The sequence below is a fragment of the Rothia koreensis genome, from assembly GCF_052232265.1.
GTDB classification, from domain to species: domain Bacteria; phylum Actinomycetota; class Actinomycetes; order Actinomycetales; family Micrococcaceae; genus Rothia; species Rothia koreensis.
Window position 1 is genome coordinate 2,278,388 of sequence record NZ_CP197643.1, and the last position, 22,586, is coordinate 2,300,973.

Genomic DNA, 22,586 nt, shown 5'->3' on the forward strand with positions numbered 1-22,586 from the left:
TGGCGCACAATTTCACTGCCGAGAAGGCCCTTCCTCGCTCTCCTGCCCATCACTGGTCCGGGACCCATCCACTTTTTCCTGCTTCCTTTCGTAGCGAGGGGAAATGGTGCCTTCCAAGAGCGTCGCCGGACGAAGACCGCTGGGCCCGAATTTTGCCCAGATCAGGTCCATGGTGGATTCGGCCTGCCCCCACTCTGCTTCGTGCACGAACGTGTCCTCCGACGCTTGGTCCCACAGCGACAGCTGCCGACCGGCGTCGTGGGCATCGAACCTTTCCGCTCTGACCCCGACCAGCCGGATCCTGCACGGAAGCGGCCCGAGGTCGTCGAAGAGCCTGGCGGCAGCCTCATAGACTTCACGTCCCGTGGTGGCCCCCTGCTCGAGAGCTCGTGCCCGACTCACGGTGTGAAAGTTTTCGTCGCGGACCTTGATGGCCACACCGTAGGCACGTCTCTCCGCGGCCCTGATTCTTCTGGCCACATCGTGACTGAGTTGGAGCAACGCGGACTTGATCTCGCGTACGTCGTCGGTGTCGTAGCTGAAGGTGTGCTCCGCACCCATGGACTTCTCGACCCGCTCAGTGACCACGGGGCGCTCATCGATGCCCCGGCACAGTTCGTACAAGTGGGAGCCCGCAGCTTTGCCCAAGCGGCGCTGGAGGAGGGAGTACGGCGCCTCCTGAACCGCCCCGACCGTATCGAACCCGGCGTCGTGGAGGATCCGCGCCGTTTTTTCGCCAACGCCCCAGAGCTTTCGAACCGGCAGCGGAGCGAGAAACTGCTCGGCCATGGACCCGGGCACCAGCCACAGTCCATCCGGTTTGGACCCGGTCGAGGCCATCTTGGCCAAAAACTTGTTGCTCGAAATGCCGATCGAAGCGACCAGCCCGGTTTCTTCGGTGATCCTGCGGCGGATATCCCGTGCGATCCCCACCGGAGGCCCCAACCGCCGGATTGCTCCGGTGACATCCAGAAAGGCCTCGTCCACGCTGACTTGTTCGAGCTGGTCGGTCACCGATCCCAGGATCTCCATGATCTTCTGCGAATACTTTCGGTATTGGCCGTGGGAGGGATCGATGTACACCGCATGAGGGGCCAGTTGTCGGGCCTTCGTCGTGGGCATCGCAGATCCGACGCCCAGGGCCCGCGCCTCGTAGGACGCGGAGAGCACCACGGATCTGGGCCCGGATCCGGCGACGACGACCTGTCGCCCCACGAGTTCGGGCCGGGTCAGCAGCTCCACGCCCACGAAGAACGCATCCATGTCCACGTGCATGATGACGCGGTCGCGGGAACTCTCCCTCTGTCTCGGCACTGCTCCTCCCATCGCGCATCCGACCAGTAAAGTGGAACGTGCTCTCCGCCCCTACTATTCCTGCTCGCATCGCTTGCAGGAAGTCAGGAACCGCCGCCGTGAATGATTCCGGACCCAAGCCTCACGCATCCACGAACCCTCCCCCGGACGCCGCGCGCGCGGACCGGGCGGAAGCCGAGAAGCGTTACATCGAATTGGTCGACGAAGCCATCACGGATTTTCTGACCAGGCAGCGCTTGGTGATGCTCGAGATCTCTCCGGAGGCCATGCCACTGGTGGATCATATCGAGACGCTGTGCTCCGGCGGCAAACGCATGAGAGCGCTTCTCGCGTACTGGGGATGGCGGGCCGCGGGAGGTTCCGCTCGCGCTCCCGAGGTCGTCCTTGCCGGAGCAGCCATCGAACTCTTCCAGTCGGCAGCGCTGATTCATGACGACATCATCGACCACTCGGACACCCGTCGCGGACGTCCTTCCGTGCACCGCGCCTTCGAGGCGATGCATCGGGACGAGGGCTGGTCCCTCAATGAGGAGGAGTTCGGAGTGATGGGCGGGATCGTCGCCGGGGACCTTTGCCTGTCCTTCTCCGAGGCAGTCTTCGCGTCGATCGGCAGCCAGCAAGCTTCCACTGGTCGTGCCCGTCGCATATTCGACATCATGCGAACCGAAGTCATGGCCGGCCAGTACCTCGACGGCCTTTCCGAAGTCATGGGGACGGAAGACCCGGAGGAAGCCATCCATCGGGCGTCCACGGTGATTCGGTACAAATCGGCCAAGTACTCCTGCGAACATCCCCTGACCCTCGGAGCCGCTCTGGCCGGGGCGGAGGAGACGCTTCTGAAGGGCCTCTCGGACTTCGGGCTCCCCCTGGGGGAAGCCTTCCAGCTTCGGGACGACGTCCTCGGCGTCTTCGGGGAACCAGAGGTCACCGGGAAGCCGGCGGGTGACGACCTGCGTGAGGGCAAGCGCACCGTACTGATCGCTCTCGCGGAAAGAACCGCCACGGAAGAGCAGGCCGCATTCTTGGAGAGCCACCTCGGGCATCCCGACATGGACGAAAAGACGGTGGAGGCGATGGTGGACATCATTCGAGACACGGGAGCCCTGGCCGAGGCCGAGAGCATCATCCGGACCACCGAGAGACAGGTCCAGGCCGCGTTGCGGAAGATCGATACGGAACCGTCGATCATCGGGGCGCTGGAGGATGTGGCCTCCAGGGCCTTGCACCGGTCCTCGTGACCCCGCGGCAGTCCCCCGGGCCAGGGACCGGAGGGACTGCCGCGGTCGAGCGGCTCACCAGGCCAGTGCCTGCGCCCTCCGTCGGATCTCGGTCTTCTTTCCCTCGTGCAATGCATCGATGGGCCGTCCGGGGAGGGACTCGTCCTGCGTGTACAGCCACCGGATCGCTTCTTCGTCGTCGAACCCCGAATCCTTCAGCACGGTCAGGGTGCCCTTGAGGGAATCCAGGACGCCGTCCTCGCGCATGAACAACGCGGGCACCCGGCGAACTCCCTCCTGGTCTCGGACGGCAATCAGCTGTCCTTCGGTGATCAGGGTGTGGACTCGTGTGACCTTGACGTCCAGGGTCTCGGCGATCTCGGGGATGGTCGTCCATTCCCCCACGAGGTCGAACAGCTCGGCAATGTTTTCGTTGGAATTCACGTCTCCAGGCTAAACCAGTATGGCCCCTCGCTCCTCATCCCCCGGCGATCCCCTAGAATCGGTTCAATGAAAAGGACTGCACCGGGGCCTTTGACCGGCCGGAGACTCGAGGGCAGATATCTCCTCGGCGACCTCATCGCGCGCGGCGGGATGGGAGTCGTCTACCGTGCCCAGGACACCCGACTCGCCCGCCCCGTGGCGATCAAGGTGCTCAAGGAATCCGTGGGTGCGGCACCGGACACGCGGGAACGATTCGTCCGCGAGGCCCAGGCCGCCGCGGCCATCTCGGATCCCCACGTTGTCTCCGTGTGGGACCAGGGCGTGGACGAATCCGCGTCCGAACCGGTGGTCTATCTCGTCATGGAACTCGTGGACGGGGCCACACTGCGCGACCTGATCAAGCGTCGGTCTCCGATGACCGTTCGGGAAGCGCTTCGCGTTCTGCGGCCACTGAGCCAGGGCCTGGCCGCGGCGCACCGGACGGGACTCGTGCACAGGGACGTCAAGCCCGAAAACGTGCTCACCTCCCCGGAGGGTTCGGTCAAGGTCACGGATTTCGGCCTGACGCGCCACGTCCAAGCCGAATCGGCCACCTTGAGCCTGGTGGGATCGGCCAATTACATCGCCCCAGAACTCGTTCGGCGGCAGCCCGCGGGCAAACCTGCCGACATATACTCCGTGGGAATCATCCTCTACGAGATGCTCACCGGCGTCCCGCCCTTCCGAGGCGACTCCCCCTACGCCGTGTCCATGGCTCACGTCGACGACCCCATGCCCGACCTGCGCCAGAGGTTCCCCGACGTCGACCCCGAGATCGCGGAGGTCATCGCCTGGTGCTGCGCCAAGGATCCGGAGGCAAGACCTCAGGATGCGGATGCACTCCAGGGCGAGCTCGAGCATCTGCTTCAACGGTTCTCGGACGAGGCCCTGGATCGCCGTCCGCCCGGCTATCGAGACGACGCTTCCGACCTCTTCAGCGGCTTGGAGACCGCGAGCCACACGAACGCCATGCAATTGGCGCCTTTCGCTCACGGCGGTCCCCCGGGCTCGTCGCAGGGCGAACACGAGGCACCCTCCGCTGCGTCGGAGGACGAGGCACGGACCGCTGACGACGCCGACGAGCCGTCAGGCCCGGACACCACGAGCGTGCATGCGCGGAGGTCTCTGGACGATGCCACCCGGGTGCTTCCCGAAGGAGCCGTGGCCGATGAGCCGGCCGGCCCGTCGTCCGCGCACGCGGCGGGGTCGGTGGCTTCCGGGGCAGATCCCGGTGCCCAGCAGGACCCCGCGGTACCGACCCATGTCCTCGGCTCGACCGAGCCGTATCGGGCCTGGGTATGGTTGCTCATCTTCGTCCTGGCGGCTTGCATGGTCGCGTACCTCGGCTGGCTGGCCGGGGTGACTTTTCTGTCCCAGGGGTCCTCCGACCCGTCCGTCGGGGCCGCGGCATTCACCATTCAGGCTCCGCCCGCCTAGCTCACGAAACAGGCGGGCGGGCCCAGCGGGCGAGCCGGACCCGCCTGCCCCGGTGTGCACCATGACCGGGCGACGTCGCCCCGATGCAACTACCGCTTCGAGAGGTACTCGGCAACCAGGAAGGCGACCTCGAGCGACTGCATGTGGTTGAGCCTCGGATCGCACAATGTCTCATAGTGGTCGGCGAAAGCCGTCTCGTCCACGGCATCCGATCCTCCGAGGCACTCGGCGACGTCGTCGCCTGTCATCTCCACGTGGATTCCGCCGGGAACGGTGCCGAGGGCCTCGTGGACCTCGAAGAATCCGCGAACCTCATCCACCACGTCATTGAACCGACGGGTCTTGTACCCCGAAGGCACCGAGATCGTGTTGCCGTGCATGGGGTCGGTGACCCAGACGACCTTCGCCCCAGAGTCCCGGACGCCCTCAACGATCGGGGGCAGGCTCTCGCGGATCTTCGACGCACCCATGCGGGTGATGAAGGTCAGACGCCCCGGGCGACGCTCGGGGTCCAGGGTATCGATGAGACGGAGGACGTCGTCGACGTCCGTCGTCGGCCCGAGCTTGACGCCGACAGGGTTGTGGACCTTGGACAGGAAGTTCACGTGGGCATCTTCCAGGTCGCGGGTGCGCTCCCCGACCCACAGGAAGTGACCGCTCGTCCCGTACGGAAGATGCGTTCGTGAATCGATGCGCGTCAGGGCGCGCTCGTAGTCCAGGAGCAGGGCCTCGTGGCCCGCGTAGAACTCGGTCCCCTTGATCGCCTCGAAGTCCGCGCCGCACGCGTCCATGAAACGGATCGCGCGATCGATTTCTCGCGCCAGGGACTCGTACCGAGCGTTGGCCGGGTTGGACACGAACCCCTTGTTCCACTCGTGGACGAGGCGGAGATCCGCGAAACCACCGGTCGTGAAGGCCCGAATCAGGTTCAGCGTCGATGCGGATGTGTGGTAACCGCGCAACATGCGATTCGGGTCGTGTCGCCGCGATTCCTCGGTGAAGTCGAAGCCATTGACCATTTCGCCACGGAACGAAGGCAACGTGACGTCCCCGCGTGTCTCGCTGTCGGAAGAACGCGGCTTGGAGAACTGTCCCGCCATGCGCCCCATCTTGACCACGGGCATGGAGGCCCCGTAGGTGAGAACCACGGCCATCTGAAGCAGAGTACGGACCCTGGCGCTGATTTTGTCGGCCGTCGCGTCCAGGAAGGTTTCAGCGCAATCCCCTCCCGTGAGGAAGAACGCTTTTCCTTCGGCGACGTCCGCCAGACGCTGCCGCATCTGGTCCACTTCACCCGCGAACACGAGCGGGGGCACGGACTCGAGCTCCGAGACCACCGTGCCGAAATCGGGGTGGTCGGCCCAGTTCGGCTGCTGGTCGGCAGACAACTCGCGCCACTCGTCCAGTCCCGGATAATTCTTGGCCTCGGGAGCGGGCTGGTTCCGGAACGGGGTGAGCGGATTCTGATTCTGTTCTGCCATGTCGACCAGTTTACGGACACACGTCAAAACGTGCGCACTCAGAACATTTGTGTCGAATATCGAGACGAGGAATCAGACCGTACTGCGACCGGTGCCACATGTGCGCCCACGCGGTGGGCCGGGATCACTGCTTCGACGAGCCGGCGTCGTCCTCCGCGGAACCGTGCGAACCGGTGCGTCGATTCTGCGCCTTCTTCACGCCGTCCTCAACACGCATCCTGGCCTCGTGGAGTTTGTCCTCCACGCGGTCCAGACCGGGGCGGATGCGTTCGCGCGCCTGGTCCAGGCCGGGTTGGATCCTGTCCCGCGCGGTCTCCACGCTCGCTCTGGCGGAATCGACCGAGGCCTGAGTCCGCGACTTCGCGTTCTCCAGGATCTCGGCCACGGCGGCCTTCGCATCGGCCACCCGCTGCTTCTCCATGGCGTTCTTGACCGTGGACGCATACAGGTCCACGTACTCCTGCCCGGACAACTCCTGAATGGCTCGAATGATCTCGTCCGCAACCTCACGCTGAACGGAATGTTCGGCCTCGCGACCGGCAAATCGGGAGAAATCCAGGGGCTCCCCGATGATCGTGCGGACGGGCGCGATACGACGACCGTCGCGCGACGTCCGGCGCGGGAGCTTGCTCCCCTTCGGCTGGACCTTCTCGGTGTTGACCATGGCCACAGGAATCACCGGGACCCCGGTCTGGATCGCGAGCCGGGCGACGCCGATTTTGGAACGATACAGCCGACCATCGGGTGAGCGTGTACCTTCCGGATAGATTCCCAAGAGCTTTCCGTCGCGCAGGGTCTGCGCGGCCTGGCTCAACGACTTCGCGGACTTGTTCCCGCCGGACCGGTCCATGGGAATCTGGTTGATTCCCTTGAAGAATGCTGCGGTCGCACGTCCGACGAGGCCCTGGCCGGTGAAGTATTCCGATTTGGCCAGGAAGTACACCTGACGGTCAACGGCCACGGGCAGGAACACGGAGTCCGCGAAGGACAAGTGGTTGGACGCCAGGATGGCACCGCCGCGATCCGGTATGTTCTCCAAGCCTTCCGCCTCGGGGCGGAATACTCCATTGACCAATGGCCCGACGACGAACCGCTTGAGGAACATGTAGAGCACAGGTGTTTTCCTTTCGGGTGGCTGCTGCACGCCATGGTTGCGCCGCGTGACGTATAAGAGCCTAGCGGCTCCGGAGCATGTTGCCCACGATTCGGTTGCGGCTTCGATTCTGTATGACGTGACACAATGATTCTATGGGCCACATCACAGATCACTTCGGGAAACGGCGCGACGTCGCTCCCGCCGGCCGGGGCTATTCCGGCGACGTCGACGTGTCACCAGCCCAATGGGACGGCGGCCCGGACGGAGTGCTGGTACTCCATGGCTTCACGGGGTCCCCGCACAGCGTCCGCCCGTTGGCCGCGAACTTCGCGGAGGCCGGCTTGGCCGTCGAGATGCCGCTGCTCCCCGGACATGGCACGACGGTGCACGACATGTCGACGAGAACGTGGCGGGAGTGGACCCAAGCGGTCGATGAGGCGTACTGGAATCTCCGCTCCCGTGCGGAGAAGGTAGCGGTCGCGGGCCTCTCGATGGGAGGGGCGCTGGCGCTCCACCTCGCTGCCAGGCGCAGCGTCGAGGCTGTCGTTCTGGTGAACCCCGGCGTCGTCGATCCCGTCAAAGGCATGGCCTGGGCCCGTTGGCTGGCCTACGCGATTCCGAAAATACGCGGCGTCGGTGACGACATCGCGAAGCCCGGAGTCACGGAAGGCTCCTATCCCCAGGCGCCCCTGAGGGGCGCCGCGCAGCTGCACGAACTGTTCAAGGAGACCCGCCGAGTCCTGCCCGCGGTCACCGCTCCCGTGCAGATCTACCGGTCCCTCGTGGACCACGTGGTCTCGGACGCGAGCCACGAGTACCTCATGACGCATCTGGTTCCCGAACCCGAGCTCGTTCCGCTGCCCTCGAGCTACCACGTGGCAACCCTCGACCACGACGCCCCGACGATCTTTCGGGGCTCCCTCGCATTCCTGGATCGGTGCGGTCTGCGCCTGCCTGTCCACGATTCGTCACCGCTCCCCACTCTCGAAACGAAAGAAAGGACGTCATGAAGGAAACCACGGTTGAGCTCTATCAGCAGTTCGATCCGCGTTCGAACACGACCGATCTGCTGGAGTCCAAGTTCCCCGAGCTGATGGATCAGCTCCTGTTCAAGATCCAGCGCTCGGAGGGCCAGTGGGAGGGGATCACGGCCGCTCGCTTCCGTCAGGACGTCGTGTCCCTGGCCAAAGGCCTCATCGCCGCGGGCATTCGGCCCAAGGACCGGGTCGGGATCATGTCCCGCACCCGCTACGAATGGGCGGTCGCGGACTTCGCGATCATGTACGCCGGCGCCGTGACGGTCCCGGTCTACGAGACCTCGTCCCCATCGCAGGTGGCCTGGAACCTCGGGGACTCCGGGGCCACGGCCGTCATCGTGGAATCGCGGCAGCACGCGGCGGCGGTTCGCCGAGCAACTCAGCACGAGGACCTCGATGTTGAGAATGTCTGGCAGATCGATGCCAAGGACTCGGACAAGGCCTCGCTGGCCTCACTGCGAGCGCTGGGATCCGATGTGGACGACGAGACTCTCGAAGCCGCGCGAACCTCGAGCGGGCTCGAGGACATGGCGACCATCATTTACACCTCCGGAACCACCGGCAGGCCAAAGGGATGCGTGCTGACCCACGCCAATTTCGTCAAGCTGTGCGCCTCGGCTCGGCAAGCGATTCCGGAGGTCGCCAACGAAGAGAACTCGACGCTGATGTTCCTGCCATTGGCACACGTCTTCGCTCGGTACATCCACGTGCTGTCGATCGACGTCGGGGTCGTGGTCGGCCACAGTCCGGATCTGAAGAACCTCACGAGCGATCTGAAGAGTTTCGCCCCGACCTTCCTCCTCGTGGTGCCTCGGGTGTTCGAGAAGATCTACAACGGTGCCCGCGCCCAGGCCCACGACGCCGGCTCGTTGAAGGGAAGAATCTTCGACGCGGCCGAGAAGATCGGCGTCGCGTGGTCGGAGGCCTTCATGTCCGGGGGCAAGGTCTCGCCGGTCCTGAAGGCCAAATACGCGCTGGTCGACCGGTTGGTCTTTTCGCAATTGCGCGCGGCGATGGGCGGACGTGTCCAGTTCGCCGTCTCCGGGGGCGGCCCTCTCGGGCAGCATCTGGGGCATTTCTTCCACGCGGTCGGCATCAAGATCCTCGAAGGGTATGGCCTGACCGAGACGACCGCCCCGGCCTCTGTCGGAACGGTCAAGGACTTCCAGATCGGAACCGTCGGTCCCCCGCTTCCGGGCATCGGGATCAAGATCGCCGACGACGGCGAGGTTCTGTGCCGCGGGGTCGGAGTGATCGATACCTACTACAACAATCCCGAGGCCAACCGGCAGAGCTTCACCGAGGACGGCTGGTTCCGCACGGGGGACGTCGGAGAACTGACGGATCGCGGAATGCTCAAGATCACCGGGCGCAAGAAGGAGATCATCGTGACCGCCGGGGGCAAGAACGTGATTCCGGGAGCGGTCGAGGACGAATTGCGCAAGTCACCGCTGATTTCTCAGTGCCTCGTCATCGGTGATCAGAGGCCGTTCATTTCGGCCCTGGTGACCTTGGATGCGGAGTCGCTCGAAAGAGAGCTTCCACGTCTCGGCCTCGATCCCGGGCTCACCCCGGAGCAGGCCGCCGAGGAGGACGCGGTCAAGGACGAGATCCAGAATGTCATCGATCGGACGAACGAGAACGTGTCCCGCGCGGAATCAATCCGCGCGTTCCGCATCATTGCCCAGGACTTCACGGAAGAATCCGGGCACATGACGCCGTCGCTCAAGATCCGCAGGCCTCAGGTCCTCAAGGACTACTCCGACGTCGTGGAGGACATTTACACGGCCGGCAAACCCTCATGACTCGCAGCGGTCGCGATCGGGCGGTGACCGGTCCGCCGAAGGCCCGATGAGCCGAGCCGGCCCCGCGCTGCCTGGCGCGGCCGGCTCGGCTCATGAACGACTCAGTTGCCCGGGACCTCCAGACCGAGGAGCGCGTTCTCGACGACCTCGGTCAGCGCCGGGTGGATCCAGAACTGTCCTCGAGCCATCTCGTGGGCGGTCAGCCCGAAGCTCATGGCCTGGATCAGAGGCTGGATCAGCATGGACGCCTCGGTGCCGATGATGTGGGCGCCGAGGAGCTCCCCCGTGTCCTTTCGGGCCACGAGCTTCACGAAGCCTTGGCTGTCCTCCATCGCCCAGCCGTAGGCGACGTCGCCGAAGTCCTGGACCTTGACGGTGACGTCGAACCCCTGGACGGCCGCGAGATCCCTCGCGTCGCTCTCGCTCATCCCCACCGAGGCAATCTGGGGGTTGGTGAAGACGGCGTGCGGAACATACCGCTGATCCGTGCTGCGCAGATCATCCGGGTGGAGCAGGTTGTGCTGAACGGTGCGTTCCTGGGCATTCGCCAGGTGCTTCAGTTGGGTCACGGAGCTGACATCACCCAAGGCCCACACGCCGTCCACGGGTTCCCCGGATGAGAGCACCCGCTGGTACTCGTCCACGGCGAGCACCCCGTCCCGAATGTCCAGCCCGGCACCCTCCGCGTCCAGGCTGTCCGCGTTGGAGACCCGCCCGGTGGCGACCAGGACGACGTCGGCCGCGAGCGTTTCGGAGGAGCCACCCGATTCGAGGGTCACATCCAAACCGTCCGACCCCTGCTCGATCGAGGAGATGGTGGTGTCGAGCCGCAGGTCCCACTGCTGCGAGGCTTCCCGCGCAAACCGCTCGGCGATCTCCTCGTCGTGGTCTCGCAGGAGACGACGGGACCGGTTGACCTGCACGACCTCGGTACCCAGCCCGTGGAAAATGCCCGCGAACTCCGCGGCGATGAATCCGCCGCCGAGGATCACGACCCGTCGCGGAAGATCGTCGATGCGCATGATCGTGTCCGACGTGTGCACGCCCGGGAGATCGATTCCCGGGAGGTCCGGGAGCACGGACCGTGATCCTGCCGCCACAACCACCTGTCGGCCGCGCAGAAGCTGACCGGAGGCGGTTTCTACGGTGTGGGGGTCGCGCAGGGTGACGAATTCGGTCCACAGATCCACGTTCGGGAGCTTTTTCCGGTACTCCAGACCGGACTCGGAAATGGCGTCGATCCGCCCGAAAATGCGGTCCCTGATCTCGCGCCACCGGACGTCGGTGCGCTCCATCGAGACCCCCAGACGGTCGTCGTCGAGCCCGTGGACCGCGGTCGTGGCCGGGTAGGCGAACATCTTGGTCGGGATGCACCCCTTGTTGAGGCAGGTGCCACCGAAGACGCCGCCGTCAACGATCGCGACCTTCTTGTCCTGCCATTCCTCGTCGATCAGGCTGTTGCCCGATCCTGACCCCACCACGATCAGGTCGTAGTCATGTACCCCATGCGTCTCGGTCACGTCAGCTCCTTCTCGTGCGACTATCAAGCGGTCATTTCCGGGGCCTGCGTCAGCACGAGGCCCCCAGGCCTTCCATCCATGCGAACGCACCGGGCCCCGGCTTCATTCCATGGAGCCGGGGCCCGGTGCGCCCATTTCGATCGCGGCCCGGGTCCGTCACCGCAGCGCGGCGACGGGACAAGGGCGATCGCTGGTTCAGCTCTCGATCACGATGACGAGGTCTCCACCGGCGGCCTGTCGGATGTCATTGAACATGACACGCGAGACCTTGCCGGATGTCGGCGCGGTGATCGAGGCTTCCATCTTCATCGCTTCGATCGTCGCGACCTGGTCGCCTTCGCTGACCTCGTCACCCTCCGCGACGGTGATGGTGACGGCCCCGGCGAAGGGTGCTGCCACGTGTCCCGGATTCGATGTATCCGCCTTCTCCGCGGCCTTGACGTTGGACTCCACGGATTCGTCCCGGACGTCGATGGACCTCTGCTGGCCGTTGAGGGTGCACATCACCTGGCGCACGCCCTTCTCGTTCGGTTCGGAGATCGCCTGGAGCGTCGCGAGCAGTCGCACACCCTTGCCGAGGGAAATGACGTGCTCGCGCTTCTCGACCATGCCGTACAGGTAGTCCCTGGTGTGCAGTACCGAGACGTCCCCGAATTCTTCGGTCGCCTTTTCGAAGTCTCCCGTGGGTCCGGGGAAGAGCAGACGGTTCAGCGTCGCACGCAGGGTCGCCGAATCCCCCTGGAGCGCCTCCTTGTCTTCCGGGGACAACTCGGTGATCTTGGGTTCTTCCTTGCGACCTTCGAGCGCCTTCGACCGGAACGGTTCCGGCCACCCCGCGGGCGGGGTCCCGAGCTCGCCGTTGAGGAAGCTGATGACCGACGCCGGGATGTCGAACTTGGCGGGGTTCTCCTCGAATTCCTTCGGATCGACGTTCATGCCCACGAGCTGAAGTGCCAGGTCGCCCACCACCTTGGAGGACGGGGTGACCTTGACGATGTCTCCCAGCATCCGGTTCGCCGCCGTGTACATGTCCTCGATGGCTTCGAAATGCTCTTCCAGACCGAGGGAGATGGCCTGCTGACGCAGGTTCGTCAACTGACCGCCCGGGATCTCGTGCTGGTAGACACGGCCCGTGGGAGCAGTCAGCCCCTTCTCGAACGGTGCGTAGATCGATCGCACGGACTCCCAATACGGCTCGAGGGAGGAGACGGCGTCCAGGGACATCCCCGTGTCACGCTCCGTATTGGCCATGGCCGCAACCAGGGCCGAGGCCGATGGCTGGCTCGTGGTTCCGGCCAGCGCGGCACAGGCGACGTCGACCGCGTCGACGCCGGCGTCGGAGGCGGCCAACAAGGTCGCCAGCTGGCCTCCCGCGGTGTCGTGGGTGTGCAAGTGGACCGGGATGGTCGGGAACTTCTCGCGCAGGGCGGAGACCAGACGACGAGCGGCCTCGGGCCTGAGAAGCCCGGCCATGTCCTTGATCGCGAGGATGTGGGCGCCGGCGTCGACGATCTTCTCCGCCAGATCCAGGTAGTAGTCGAGCGTGTAGGTCTGCTCGTCCGGATCCAGCAGATTGCCGGTGTAGCACATGGCGACCTCGGCCACGGCAGTCCCGGTGCCGCGGACAGCCTTGATGGCGGGCTCCATCTGCGACACGTCGTTGAGGGCATCGAAGATCCGGAAGATGTCGACGCCGGTTTCGGCCGCTTCCTGGACGAAAGCGTCCGTCACGTCGGTCGGGTACGGCGTGTATCCCACGGTGTTCCGTCCGCGCAGCAGCATCTGGATCGGAATATTGGGCATCGCCTCGCGCAGCAGGCGGAGTCGCTCCCACGGGTCCTCGCTCAGGAACCGCAGGGCGACGTCGTAGGTCGCGCCTCCCCAGGCTTCCATCGAGAACAGTTCCGGCGTCACGTGCGCGACGGCAGGTGCGGCCGCCAAGAGGTCACGGGTGCGGATGCGGGTCGCGAGCAGGGACTGGTGGGCATCGCGGAACGTCGTGTCCGTGACCGCGAGGGGCTTGTAATCGCGCAGAGCCTGGGCAAAGCCCTCGGGACCGAGGTCCAGCAGCTTCTGCCGCCACCCGGCCGGAGGGACATGGTCAGATCCGTCGAAGGGGCTGCGGAAGGGCTCCTCGACCTTGTCGCCCGGGAACCTCGGCAGTTTCGTCCGGGGATCGATGCCCTCGATCCTGGGCCCATTGGGCTGATTGACCGTGACATTCGCCAGGTAGGTCAGCGCCCTCGTCCCGCGGTCCGAAGAATGCTTCTTGGTCAGCAGTTCGGGGTGCTCATCGATGAACGGTGTCGAGACGTCGCCTGCTTGGAAGGTCGGGTCCTCGAGCACCGCGGCGATGAACGGGATATTCGTGGCGACGCCTCGAATCCGGAATTCGGCCAACGCGCGCTGAGCCCGCTGGACGGCCGTGTCGAAATCCTTGCCTCGACAGGTCACCTTGCACAGCATCGAGTCGAAGTGCGGGGAGATTTCGGCGCCCGCGTAGACCGTGCCGCCATCCAGGCGCACCCCCGCGCCACCGGCCGACCGGTAGGCGTTGATCTTTCCGACGTCGGGCCGGAAGCCGTTGGTCGGGTCCTCCGTGGTGATGCGGCACTGGAGTGCGGCACCTCGGATGCGCAACGAATCCTGGCTGATGCCCAGGTCCTTGAGGCTCTGCCCTGCGGCGATCCTCATCTGGGACTGGACGAGGTCGATATCGGTGATTTCTTCGGTCACGGTGTGCTCGACCTGGATGCGCGGGTTCATCTCGATGAACACGTGCTGTCCGGCGCGTTCACCGACCGTGTCCACCAGGAACTCGACGGTTCCCGCGTTGACGTAGCCCAGCTCCTTGGCGAACTTGACGGCGTCCCGGTAGAGGTTCTGCCTGATCTCCTCATCCAGGTGGGGTGCGGGAGCGATCTCGACGACCTTCTGGTGACGGCGCTGGAGCGAGCAGTCGCGCTCGAAGAGGTGAACGGTCTCCCCCGCCGCGTCGGCCAGGATCTGCACCTCGATGTGGCGCGGCCGCAGCACGGCCTGTTCCAGGAAGACCGTCGGGTCTCCGAATGCGGTCTCCGCTTCGCGCATGGCCGCGGCGAGCGCATCCGGAAGCTCCTCACGGGTGTTGACCCGCCGCATGCCTCGTCCGCCACCGCCGGCAACGGCCTTGACGAAAATCGGGAAGCCGATGTCATCGGCTTCCTTGATGAGCTTGTCCTTGTCCGCTGAAGGTTCGGTCGAATCCAGGACGGGAATTCCGGCTCGTCTCGCCGCCTTGAGCGCCTCGACCTTGTTTCCTGCGAGGTCCAGGACGTCAGCGGGAGGTCCGATGAAGGCTATGCCTTCCCGCTCCGCGGCCTTGGCCAGGTCGGGGTTCTCCGACAGGAATCCGTAGCCGGGATAGATGGCATCGACGCCGGCTTCCTTGGCCACACGAATAATCTCGTCCACATCGAGGTAGGCCCGTACGGGATGGCCTTCCTCGCCTATCGGGTAGGCCTCATCTGCCTGCTGGCGATGAATGGAGTGACGGTCCTCGTAGGGAAATACGCCAACAGTCTTGGCGCCCAACTCGTACGCCGCGCGGTAAGCACGGATGGCGATCTCGCCGCGGTTGGCGACCAGGATCTTGGAGAACATTGATAACCGTTTCCGCCCCGGCTCGCGATAGGTTTGCGAGCACCGGACTTGTCTCGACGATCGGAGCTCTTCAGCTCAGTGGTATGTCGTATATTACGGGTTTCCGTGATTGCACTAACCTAGTAGACCACCCCGCCGTCCGAAACTTTGTGACGTCCGACCAACACTCGCATTCCGGACTCCGCGGGTGCGGATCCAGCGGTCAGGATTTCGGGTCCGGGCCCGGTATGATGTTGGGGCATTTGGTCGTCGACATCATCGCGAGGTTCGTGTGACGCAGGTTGTCAGTATCAGTTCCCTCAAGGGCGGCGTCGGGAAGACCTCGGTAACTTTGGGGCTGGCCTCTGCCGCCGCCGTTCGAGGCCTCAACACTCTGGTGGTCGACCTGGATCCTCATGGAGACGCGAGCACCGGCCTGGCGGTCTCCACCCACACTTCGGAAGGTGCCGACGCCGCCGCGGTGCTGAGATCGCCCAGAAAAAAGGCCATCGGCTCCGCACGTGTTCCCGCGGGCTGGCGCTGGGACCCCGCGGCGGGCCCTCGACCCCGCCTGGACGTCATCGTCGGCTCCTCCGGGTCCGTGGCCTTCGACCACCTCCCGGCAACCCGGAAGAACTTGAGCCGATTGCGTTCGGCGCTGTCCGCGACGGAGGACTATGACCTGGTCCTGATCGATTGCCCGCCCACACTCAACACGCTGACCATGATTGCCTGGGCAGCATCGCAGAAGGTCCTCGCTGTCGCCGAGCCGAGCCTGTTCTCCGTTGCCGGCACCGAGCGAACCATGCGCGCGATCGCCAGGTTCGAATCCGAGAACGAGTTCAAGGTCGAGGCGGCCAGCGTCGTCGTCAACAAGGTCCAGGAGGGATCGGCCGAGCACCGGTACCGGATCGAGGAGATGAAGGGGATGTTCGGCCGTCTGGTGGTCTCTCCGACGATCTCGGACGACTCCTTGTGGCAGCAGATTCAGGGTTCGGCCTCGCCTGTCCACGCGTGGACCGACTACCGGGCGGCGGCAACCATGGCCGAGGCTTTCGACACGATTCTCAAGGGTCTCGTGGCCGGCTGATCCCGTCGCGCGGCCTCACGGCGGGGCCTGTTCGCCAACTGGTCCGGGACCAATTGCTGGCTGCGCTGATCAGCCCGCGGCGTTGTTCCGGGCGGCACGTCGTGCCGAAAGCTCGTCCCCGGGGAAGTCCTTGCCCTCTTCCGCGAGAGGTCCGCGCATGTCCTCGCCGGGCATGGTCGAAAGGTTGGTCTCCAGCTCCCGCCAGACTCGCCCGACGGCGATTCCGAAAACACCCTGTCCGGCCTGGACGAGATCGATGACCTCATCCGGTGACGTGCATTCGTAAACACTCGCACCATCGGACATGAGCGTGATCTGGGCCAGGTCTTCGACACCCCTGGTGCGCAAGTGTTCGACCGAGGAACGAATCTGCTGGAGCGAGACTCCCGTGTCGAGCAGGCGCTTGACGATCTTCAGGACCAGGACGTCACGAAAGGAATAGAGACGCTGGGTCCCCGACCCCTTGGCTCCGCGGACCGTGGGCTCGACCAGTTTCGTCCGTGCCCAGTAATCCAGCTGGCGGTAGGTGATACCCGCGGCCTTGCAGGCGATGGGGCCCCGGTACCCGATGTTTTCGTCGAGGGCCACGAGATCGTCGTCGAACAACATGCCCTGGCGACCCGTCGGAGGGGCCGGAACGATGCCTTCCATTCCGGGAAGAAGCTGCTCGTCGAACTCGGGAGGCTCGACCGTGTGAGGGATCTCCGAGGATGCGATGGTAAGACGATCCCGCTGCGGGTCGTTGTCCGATCCATGCTGGCCCACGCGGGTCCTCCTTCAACCAGTGAGGTCATCGTCCGAATTAGACGTTAGAGCGACGGAGCGGGCTAATCAAAGACATTCGTCCGTGTCTTGCCGGTTGCTCGTCGGTCACGTCCCCCGCGCCTTGCCGTGCGAGTGTGCCCCACTCTACCAACTCTTCTCCACGAGGTCCGCGACCAGCGTGGCGTGCAGGTTCGTGCACAGTGCCGAAAGCTCGCGTGCCGTGCGCGACGCCTTCTCCTGGGACTCCTCGTCCCGGCGGCTCGCCATCGGCGCTATCGTCTGCCCCACCAAGGCGACTTCCCGATCGGCGGCCGCACGGAACGGTCGCAAGTGCCTGGGCTGGAGACCATGCGCGGTCAATTGGGAGCACAGGTTTGTCACCTGGGCCGCGTATTCGTCGAAGGTTCCGTCCGACTGCTCCTGAATCAGGCCGTAATTGATCAGTTCGCGAAGCATGGGAAGATCCACCGAGGTGTGACGGGACAGCTCCCGCATCGTGTATCGACGCGGCTGCTGCGGGCGTGCCTTCACCGCGGGGACTTCCCCACCAGGTTCACCGGCTTCGGATCCGCTCTCGGGGAATCCCTGGCGTTCGAGCTCGTCCACCTTCGCCTTGATGACCTTGAGCGGGAGGTACTGGTCGCGCTGGAGGGTCAGGACAGTGCGGAGACGTTCGATGTCTTCGCTCGAATACTTGCGGTATCCCGTGTTGGTCCGTTGGGGGAAGACCAGACCTCGATCTTCGAGGAACCTGATTTTGGAAGCGCTCAGGTCGGGGAAGGACTCTTCGAGGTGGCTCAGAACCTGGCCAATGGTCTTGTCCTTGGTTTTCCTGCCGGAATCCTGCTCGGATGATTCGTCGTTGCTCTCGTGCTGCGTCGTCGTCATTTCGACGCCGCCCTACTGAGCGTCGCTCGCGTAGTAGATGAAAGCGAACTTCCCGATGCGGACCTCGTCGCCGTTCTTGAGCGTCACGTGGTCCACGCGATCCCCGTTCACATAGGTTCCATTGAGCGAGCCCACATCCGTGAGGTCGAAACGACCCGCGTTGAACTGGAACAGGGCGTGGCGGCGCGAGACGGTGACATCGTCGAGGAAGATGTCCGCCTCCGGGTGACGGCCGGCGACGATGCCCTCGTCGTTCGTGCCGCCCTTGGCCATGCTCGCGTCGAGCAGGAAGCGAGCGCTGTGCTGAGGCCCTTCCTGCGCGATGAGCAGCGCCGATTCGGAGGGCAAGGCCTTGATCGCCGCGATCTCCTCTTCGGCCAGTTGTCGTTGGTGCCCGGCATTCGCGCCGGGTGCGGTCACGCCGAACGCGGTCGTATCCGGGCTCGGATCCTGATGATCGGTCATATGTTTCTTCCCCTTCGATCGTGGGCGCACACGAGCGCCCCAGCATGGCTCAGCAGGAGAAGGCTGAGGGGCCTTCCCCTGGAGCCGGGTCCGTCCGCTCCGACACGGCCTCATGCATTCTCCCGTTGCGAGAGAAAGCGACGCGCGAGCTTGGACCTGGACCTGAGACTTAAAGTCTAGCGTTCAGACCTGAAAAGGACTGCCCACCAGGCTAGGCAATAGTGATGAATTCCCTGACAACGCGATCGGATCAGGAGATCTCGGCTTCGTAGGCCTTCGCGTCGAGCAGCCCCTTCAGGGACTCGGGGTCGGAAGGGCGCACGCGGACGAGCCAGCCGGCACCGTACGGATCCGAGTTGAGAACCTCCGGCTGATCCGCGAGTTCCGTGTTGACCTCCACGATCTCGCCCGCGACCGGCATGTAGAGATCCGAGACCGACTTGGTCGATTCGACCTCGCCGAAGGATTCGTTGGCCTCGAATGTCGACCCGCTGTCCGGAAGATCCACGTAGACGACGTCGCCCAAGGAGTCCTGGGCGTGATCGGTGATGCCCACGCTGACGACTCCGTCCGAGTCCGCGGCCGAGATCCATTCGTGCTCAGAAGTGTAGGAAAGTTCGGCGGGGATAGTGCTCATGAATCGCCCTCTCGACAATGAAGGATTGCAGTGATGATGCCGGTGCCGACCAAGGTCGGCACCGGCATCAATATTACACGGGCCACGTGGGGCGGGGTGCTAGATCACACCATCCGAGAAGTGGTTCGGATTGCCGAAACGATGGGCCGTGATCGACACTGCCTGTTCGCGAACGAACGGAAGCATTTCGACCCGGCCGGCTTCGGTGACCTCCCCGTGGTAGACCGCGACGTCGGAGCGGCCGTTGAGGGCATCGAACACCGACCCCGAGTCGTTTCCGATGTAGCGGATCCGACACCCCTCGAAGCGGGTTCCGTCGAGGTCCCTGGGCTTGATGTCCCGGATTCCGCGCAATGCGGTGCGCCAGGCCTCGTCGGTCTCCACGGTGATGTTCACCCCTGCCGAGTCGAGGGCACCCCGGACGTAGACCGGCAACTGCCGCGAAACGGAGAGTTCGACGGGGGCCTCGGCGGCCAGCCCGGCTGCCACGACGCGCAGAACCTCCGCCAACGAGGCCTCCTCGTCCCCGCGCACATGCACCTTCTGCGGGACGTAACGGAGAATGTTCCGTTCGATACCCAGCTGGGACGGATCGTGGCGCACGCCGAACTCCGAGCTCCACGCTTCTGCGTCCGCCGACGCGGACCGCGAGAGGAACTCGATCTCCTCGCGGGTCAGGGCGTGCGGCTCGCGCGCCCTGTTGAGGAGCTGGTTCACGTTCTCGTTGGACGGCGAGGCAATCGCGGAAGCGGGCTGGGACGTCCACTCGCCCAGGGCGACCAGGTAATTGGGCCCACCCGCCTTGGTTCCCGAACCGACCGTGGACTTCTTCCACCCGCCGAAGGGCTGACGGCGCACGATCGCTCCGGTGATCCCCCGGTTCACGTACAGGTTTCCTGCCTGAACGCGGTCCAGCCAGGTGGCCAGCTCGTCCGAGTTCAGCGAATGGAGGCCGGCGGTCAGGCCGTACTCCGGCGCGTTCTGGAGCTCGATGGCTTTCTCGAGCGTCTTCGCCGTCATGACGCCGAGGATCGGACCGAAGTACTCGGTCATGTGGTATTCGCTCCCGGGCTTCACGCCGGCGCGGACCCCTGGGGACCACAGCTTGCCGGAGTCGTCCAGCTGCTTCGGCTCGATGATCCACTGCTCGCCGTCGCCCAGAGTGGTCAGGCCGCGCTTGAGCTTCCCTTCCGGAGCCTTGATCACCGGCCCCATTTCGGCGCGGATGTCGGTCGGGTATGCGATGTGGAGGGACTTGACCGCATCGACCAATTGGTTCCTGAAACGCTGTGAGGTCGCTGCCGTGCCGACCAGAATCACGGTCGAGCAGGCGGAGCATTTCTGGCCGGCATGGCCGAACGCCGAGTTCACCACGTCCTTGACCGCGAGGTCCAAGTCCGCGTTCGGGGTCACGATGATCGAGTTCTTCCCCGAGGTCTCGCCGAGAAGCGGCAGATCCTTGCGGAAGGACCGGAACAGTTCGGCGGTCTCGTATCCTCCGGTGAGGATCAGCCGGTCGATGTCGGGGTGGGAGACCATCGTGCGCCCCAGATCCCTCTCGGACAGCTGGACCAGCTGGAGAACGTCCCGCGGCACACCGGCCTCCCACAGGGCATCGGCGATGACGGCACCGCAACGCTTCGATTCGCCGGCGGGCTTGAAGAGGACCGCCGACCCCGCCGCCAGAGCCGCCAGGGTCGAGCCCGTGGGGATGGCCACCGGGAAGTTCCACGGCGGGGTGACCATGGTGACCTGGGAGGGGTGGTACTGGGCGCCGTCGACCTTCTCCAGGGCTTCGGCAAGTCCCGCGTAGTAGTTGGCGAAGTCGATCGCCTCGGAGACCTCCGGGTCTCCCTGGTCCAGCAGCTTGCCCGCCTCGGAAGCCATGACCTCGAGCAGCTCCGCGCGCTTCGCGCCCAGAACTCGGCCTGCCTTCCGCAGGATCTCGGCACGCTCGTGGGCCGGTCGCGATCCCCATTCCCGGCCGCCCTTCTTGGCGCGTGCGACGGCGTCGAGGACCTGATCCTCTGAGGTGAGAACCGACTTCTCCACGAGTTCGCGCCCCAGGTCCGAATTCTCGGCCCGGGCCAGGATCTGTTTGCCCCACTCGCGGTTGTGGGCGAGGGACGTGTCGGTGTCCGGCGTGTTCTCGAAGACCTCGCCCGGGGAGTAGACGTTGTCCACGGTCTCCTCCGAACGGTTCTGCTGCCTCTTCGGCGCGGGAATCTCGGAGGTGACCTTCTCGAGCGAGCGCTCGAAGCGTGCCTTCTCGCGGTCGAAGAGGAACTGGCTGTCGTTCAGATCGAAGATGGCCGACATGAAGTTCTCGCTCGAGGCGTTCTCCTCGAGGCGGCGGACCAAGTAGGAGATCGCGACGTCGAATTCTTCGGGACGGACCACGGGCGTGTACAGCAGCAGTTGGCCGACGTCGCGCCGGACCACCTCGGCCTGCTGGGCCGCCATGCCGATGAGCATTTCGTACTCGACGTCGTCGAGAACGCCACGGTGTTCGGCCAGCAACCAGGAGAAGGCGATGTCGAACAGGTTGTGGCCCGCGACGCCGAGGCGGATGTTCTTGGTGTGCTCCGGCCTGAGCGCATAGTCCAGGACCCTCTTGTAATTGGTGTCCGTGGCTTCCTTCGAATCCCAGGTGGTCAGTGGCCACTTGTGGACCACGGCCTCGACCATTTCGAGCGAGAGGTTGGCGCCCTTGACCAAGCGGACCTTGATCCGCGAGCCGCCGTTCTCGACGCGCCGCGCCGCCCACTCCTGAAGGCGTTCCATGGCCTCGAGGGTGTCCGGCAGGTAGGCCTGGAGCACAATTCCGGCCTCGAGGTTCTTCAGGTGCGGCTGGTCCAGAATCCGGGTGAAGACCTCGATCGTCATGTCGAGGTCTTTGTACTCCTCCATGTCCATGTTGATGAACTTCTGGGTTCCGGCCTGGGCCGCGTACTCGTAGAGGGGCGTCAGGCGTTCGACGGCGCGATCGACGACCGCGTCGAAGGACCAGGGAGAGTGCGGTCCCGAGACGGCAGAGACCTTGATGGACACATAGTCGACGTCGTCCCGGCGCAGGATGCGCTCGGTCTCGCGCAGGCGACGCTCGGCCTCCTCGTTGCCGAGAACGGCCTCGCCGAGGAGGTTGATGTTGAGCTTGTTGCCCCCCGCCGTCAGGTGCTTGATCGCGGGACCGAGCTTCTCGTCCCGGGCGTCCACGATCAGGTGTCCCACCATGTCCCTCATCGCCTTGCGCGCGACGGGGATCGTGGGCCAGGGCATCTTGGGGGCCACGACTCCGCCCGCGCGGACGGCCGCGCGCAGGTGCGGGGGAAGGAATTTGGGCACGATGGGCGCGAGTCGCCCGAGGTTCTTGCCCGCCGCGGCGTCGTCCTCGGGGCGAATGACCTCGTCAACGAAACCTACAGTGAATTCGAGCCCGTGGGGGTCCTTGAGGACGCCGGCCAGCTGGGCCGCAGCCTTGTCCTCCGGAACGTCCCGAGAGGCTTCCAACCAGCCCCTGACAATCTTTCCGGCCTCGGTGGCCATCTTCTGGTATTCCACGGAAGCGAAAGGGTTCGACGACAAAAAATGCCTCCTCTAGAAGTAGCGGTGCCGCAAAGACAGCCGACAGCGTACGTCTCCATTGACGTGTGCGCACAGCGCGCTCCGGTCCAGTATGTACCATGATTTCAGTTAGAAAAAGTTACTGAAATTTACGATTATTCGTAAG

At 64.7% G+C, this 22,586-nt stretch carries 16 protein-coding genes; 5 read left to right on the forward strand and 11 right to left on the reverse strand.

Annotated features, from left to right (window positions below):
* Positions 1-12 precede the first annotated feature (12 nt).
* Positions 13-1,314: a DNA polymerase IV gene (dinB, locus tag ACTSLZ_RS10130; RefSeq protein ID WP_443094931.1), complete on the reverse strand. Its 1,302-nt coding sequence runs from the start codon at positions 1,312-1,314 to the stop codon at positions 13-15.
* A gap of 98 nt (positions 1,315-1,412) precedes the next feature.
* On the opposite strand from dinB, the gene ACTSLZ_RS10135 reads away from it, so the two are divergent.
* Positions 1,413-2,552: a polyprenyl synthetase family protein gene (locus ACTSLZ_RS10135; RefSeq protein ID WP_443094932.1), complete on the forward strand. Its 1,140-nt coding sequence runs from the start codon at positions 1,413-1,415 to the stop codon at positions 2,550-2,552.
* A gap of 54 nt (positions 2,553-2,606) precedes the next feature.
* Here the strand turns inward: ACTSLZ_RS10135 and ACTSLZ_RS10140 are convergent, their stop codons facing one another.
* The gene (locus ACTSLZ_RS10140; RefSeq protein WP_321201051.1) at positions 2,607-2,975 is read right to left on the reverse strand and encodes an Rv2175c family DNA-binding protein; all 369 of its coding nucleotides are present in this window, start codon (positions 2,973-2,975) and stop codon (positions 2,607-2,609) included.
* Positions 2,976-3,041: 66 nt separating this feature from the next.
* Between ACTSLZ_RS10140 and ACTSLZ_RS10145 the strand changes: the two genes are divergently transcribed.
* Positions 3,042-4,451, forward strand: a complete 1,410-nt coding sequence (locus tag ACTSLZ_RS10145) for a protein kinase domain-containing protein (protein ID WP_443094933.1) — start codon at positions 3,042-3,044, stop codon at positions 4,449-4,451.
* Between the two features lie 89 nt (positions 4,452-4,540).
* On the opposite strand, the gene ACTSLZ_RS10150 is transcribed toward ACTSLZ_RS10145, so the two are convergent.
* Both ACTSLZ_RS10150 and ACTSLZ_RS10155 read right to left on the reverse strand, forming a co-directional pair.
* Positions 4,541-5,932, reverse strand: coding sequence for a class II 3-deoxy-7-phosphoheptulonate synthase (locus tag ACTSLZ_RS10150; protein ID WP_443094934.1), 1,392 nt, complete (start codon positions 5,930-5,932; stop codon positions 4,541-4,543).
* A gap of 124 nt (positions 5,933-6,056) precedes the next feature.
* Entirely contained in the window at positions 6,057-7,037 is a 981-nt protein-coding gene (locus ACTSLZ_RS10155) for a 1-acyl-sn-glycerol-3-phosphate acyltransferase (protein WP_240896349.1), read from the reverse strand.
* A 143-nt stretch (positions 7,038-7,180) separates the two neighbouring features.
* Here ACTSLZ_RS10155 and ACTSLZ_RS10160 point away from each other — a divergent pair, with 143 nt between their 5' ends.
* Together ACTSLZ_RS10160 and ACTSLZ_RS10165 are read left to right on the forward strand one after the other, a co-directional pair.
* Complete coding sequence (locus ACTSLZ_RS10160; protein ID WP_129315345.1) at positions 7,181-8,038, forward strand: alpha/beta hydrolase; 858 nt, start codon at positions 7,181-7,183, stop codon at positions 8,036-8,038.
* Positions 8,035-9,870, forward strand: coding sequence for an AMP-dependent synthetase/ligase (locus ACTSLZ_RS10165; RefSeq protein WP_129315346.1), 1,836 nt, complete (start codon positions 8,035-8,037; stop codon positions 9,868-9,870). Before ACTSLZ_RS10160 ends, ACTSLZ_RS10165 begins: the two co-directional genes overlap by 4 nt.
* Positions 9,871-9,971: 101 nt before the next feature.
* On the opposite strand, the gene ACTSLZ_RS10170 is transcribed toward ACTSLZ_RS10165, so the two are convergent.
* Both ACTSLZ_RS10170 and ACTSLZ_RS10175 read right to left on the reverse strand, forming a co-directional pair.
* Positions 9,972-11,390, reverse strand: coding sequence for a mycothione reductase (locus ACTSLZ_RS10170; protein ID WP_443094935.1), 1,419 nt, complete (start codon positions 11,388-11,390; stop codon positions 9,972-9,974).
* A gap of 195 nt (positions 11,391-11,585) precedes the next feature.
* Positions 11,586-15,032, reverse strand: coding sequence for a pyruvate carboxylase (locus tag ACTSLZ_RS10175; protein WP_443094936.1), 3,447 nt, complete (start codon positions 15,030-15,032; stop codon positions 11,586-11,588).
* A 271-nt stretch (positions 15,033-15,303) separates the two neighbouring features.
* On the opposite strand from ACTSLZ_RS10175, the gene ACTSLZ_RS10180 reads away from it, so the two are divergent.
* Positions 15,304-16,101 carry a ParA family protein gene (locus tag ACTSLZ_RS10180; protein ID WP_178980017.1) on the forward strand — a complete coding sequence of 266 codons (798 nt, stop codon included), beginning with the start codon at positions 15,304-15,306 and terminating at the stop codon, positions 16,099-16,101.
* Between the two features lie 69 nt (positions 16,102-16,170).
* On the opposite strand, the gene ACTSLZ_RS10185 is transcribed toward ACTSLZ_RS10180, so the two are convergent.
* The 5 genes from ACTSLZ_RS10185 to ACTSLZ_RS10205 all read right to left on the reverse strand — a co-directional run bounded on the left by ACTSLZ_RS10185 (position 16,171) and on the right by ACTSLZ_RS10205 (position 22,402).
* Complete coding sequence (locus ACTSLZ_RS10185; RefSeq protein WP_129315404.1) at positions 16,171-16,752, reverse strand: MerR family transcriptional regulator; 582 nt, start codon at positions 16,750-16,752, stop codon at positions 16,171-16,173.
* 258 nt (positions 16,753-17,010) lie between these two features.
* Positions 17,011-17,754, reverse strand: a complete 744-nt coding sequence (gene ftsR, locus ACTSLZ_RS10190) for a transcriptional regulator FtsR (protein ID WP_443094937.1) — start codon at positions 17,752-17,754, stop codon at positions 17,011-17,013.
* A 12-nt stretch (positions 17,755-17,766) separates the two neighbouring features.
* Positions 17,767-18,219: an FHA domain-containing protein gene (locus ACTSLZ_RS10195; RefSeq protein WP_129315351.1), complete on the reverse strand. Its 453-nt coding sequence runs from the start codon at positions 18,217-18,219 to the stop codon at positions 17,767-17,769.
* A gap of 250 nt (positions 18,220-18,469) precedes the next feature.
* Entirely contained in the window at positions 18,470-18,856 is a 387-nt protein-coding gene (gcvH, locus tag ACTSLZ_RS10200) for a glycine cleavage system protein GcvH (RefSeq protein WP_129315352.1), read from the reverse strand.
* Positions 18,857-18,955: 99 nt separating this feature from the next.
* Positions 18,956-22,402 (reverse strand): bifunctional proline dehydrogenase/L-glutamate gamma-semialdehyde dehydrogenase, encoded by a 3,447-nt coding sequence (locus ACTSLZ_RS10205; RefSeq protein WP_443096129.1) that lies wholly within the window; start codon positions 22,400-22,402, stop codon positions 18,956-18,958.
* Between the last annotated feature and the right edge of the window lie 184 nt (positions 22,403-22,586).

Coding starts and splice junctions, on each gene's coding strand:
- ACTSLZ_RS10145 (WP_443094933.1), top strand. CDS start 3,042: ATGAAAAGGACTGCACCGGGGCCTTTGACCGGCCGGAGACTCGAGGGC.
- ACTSLZ_RS10150 (WP_443094934.1), bottom strand. CDS start 5,932: ATGGCAGAACAGAATCAGAATCCGCTCACCCCGTTCCGGAACCAGCCC.
- ACTSLZ_RS10155 (WP_240896349.1), bottom strand. CDS start 7,037: ATGTTCCTCAAGCGGTTCGTCGTCGGGCCATTGGTCAATGGAGTATTC.
- ACTSLZ_RS10160 (WP_129315345.1), top strand. CDS start 7,181: ATGGGCCACATCACAGATCACTTCGGGAAACGGCGCGACGTCGCTCCC.
- ACTSLZ_RS10165 (WP_129315346.1), top strand. CDS start 8,035: ATGAAGGAAACCACGGTTGAGCTCTATCAGCAGTTCGATCCGCGTTCG.
- ACTSLZ_RS10175 (WP_443094936.1), bottom strand. CDS start 15,032: ATGTTCTCCAAGATCCTGGTCGCCAACCGCGGCGAGATCGCCATCCGT.
- ACTSLZ_RS10185 (WP_129315404.1), bottom strand. CDS start 16,752: ATGGAAGGCATCGTTCCGGCCCCTCCGACGGGTCGCCAGGGCATGTTG.
- ftsR (WP_443094937.1), bottom strand. CDS start 17,754: ATGACGACGACGCAGCACGAGAGCAACGACGAATCATCCGAGCAGGAT.
- ACTSLZ_RS10195 (WP_129315351.1), bottom strand. CDS start 18,219: ATGACCGATCATCAGGATCCGAGCCCGGATACGACCGCGTTCGGCGTG.
- gcvH (WP_129315352.1), bottom strand. CDS start 18,856: ATGAGCACTATCCCCGCCGAACTTTCCTACACTTCTGAGCACGAATGG.
- ACTSLZ_RS10205 (WP_443096129.1), bottom strand. CDS start 22,402: ATGGCCACCGAGGCCGGAAAGATTGTCAGGGGCTGGTTGGAAGCCTCT.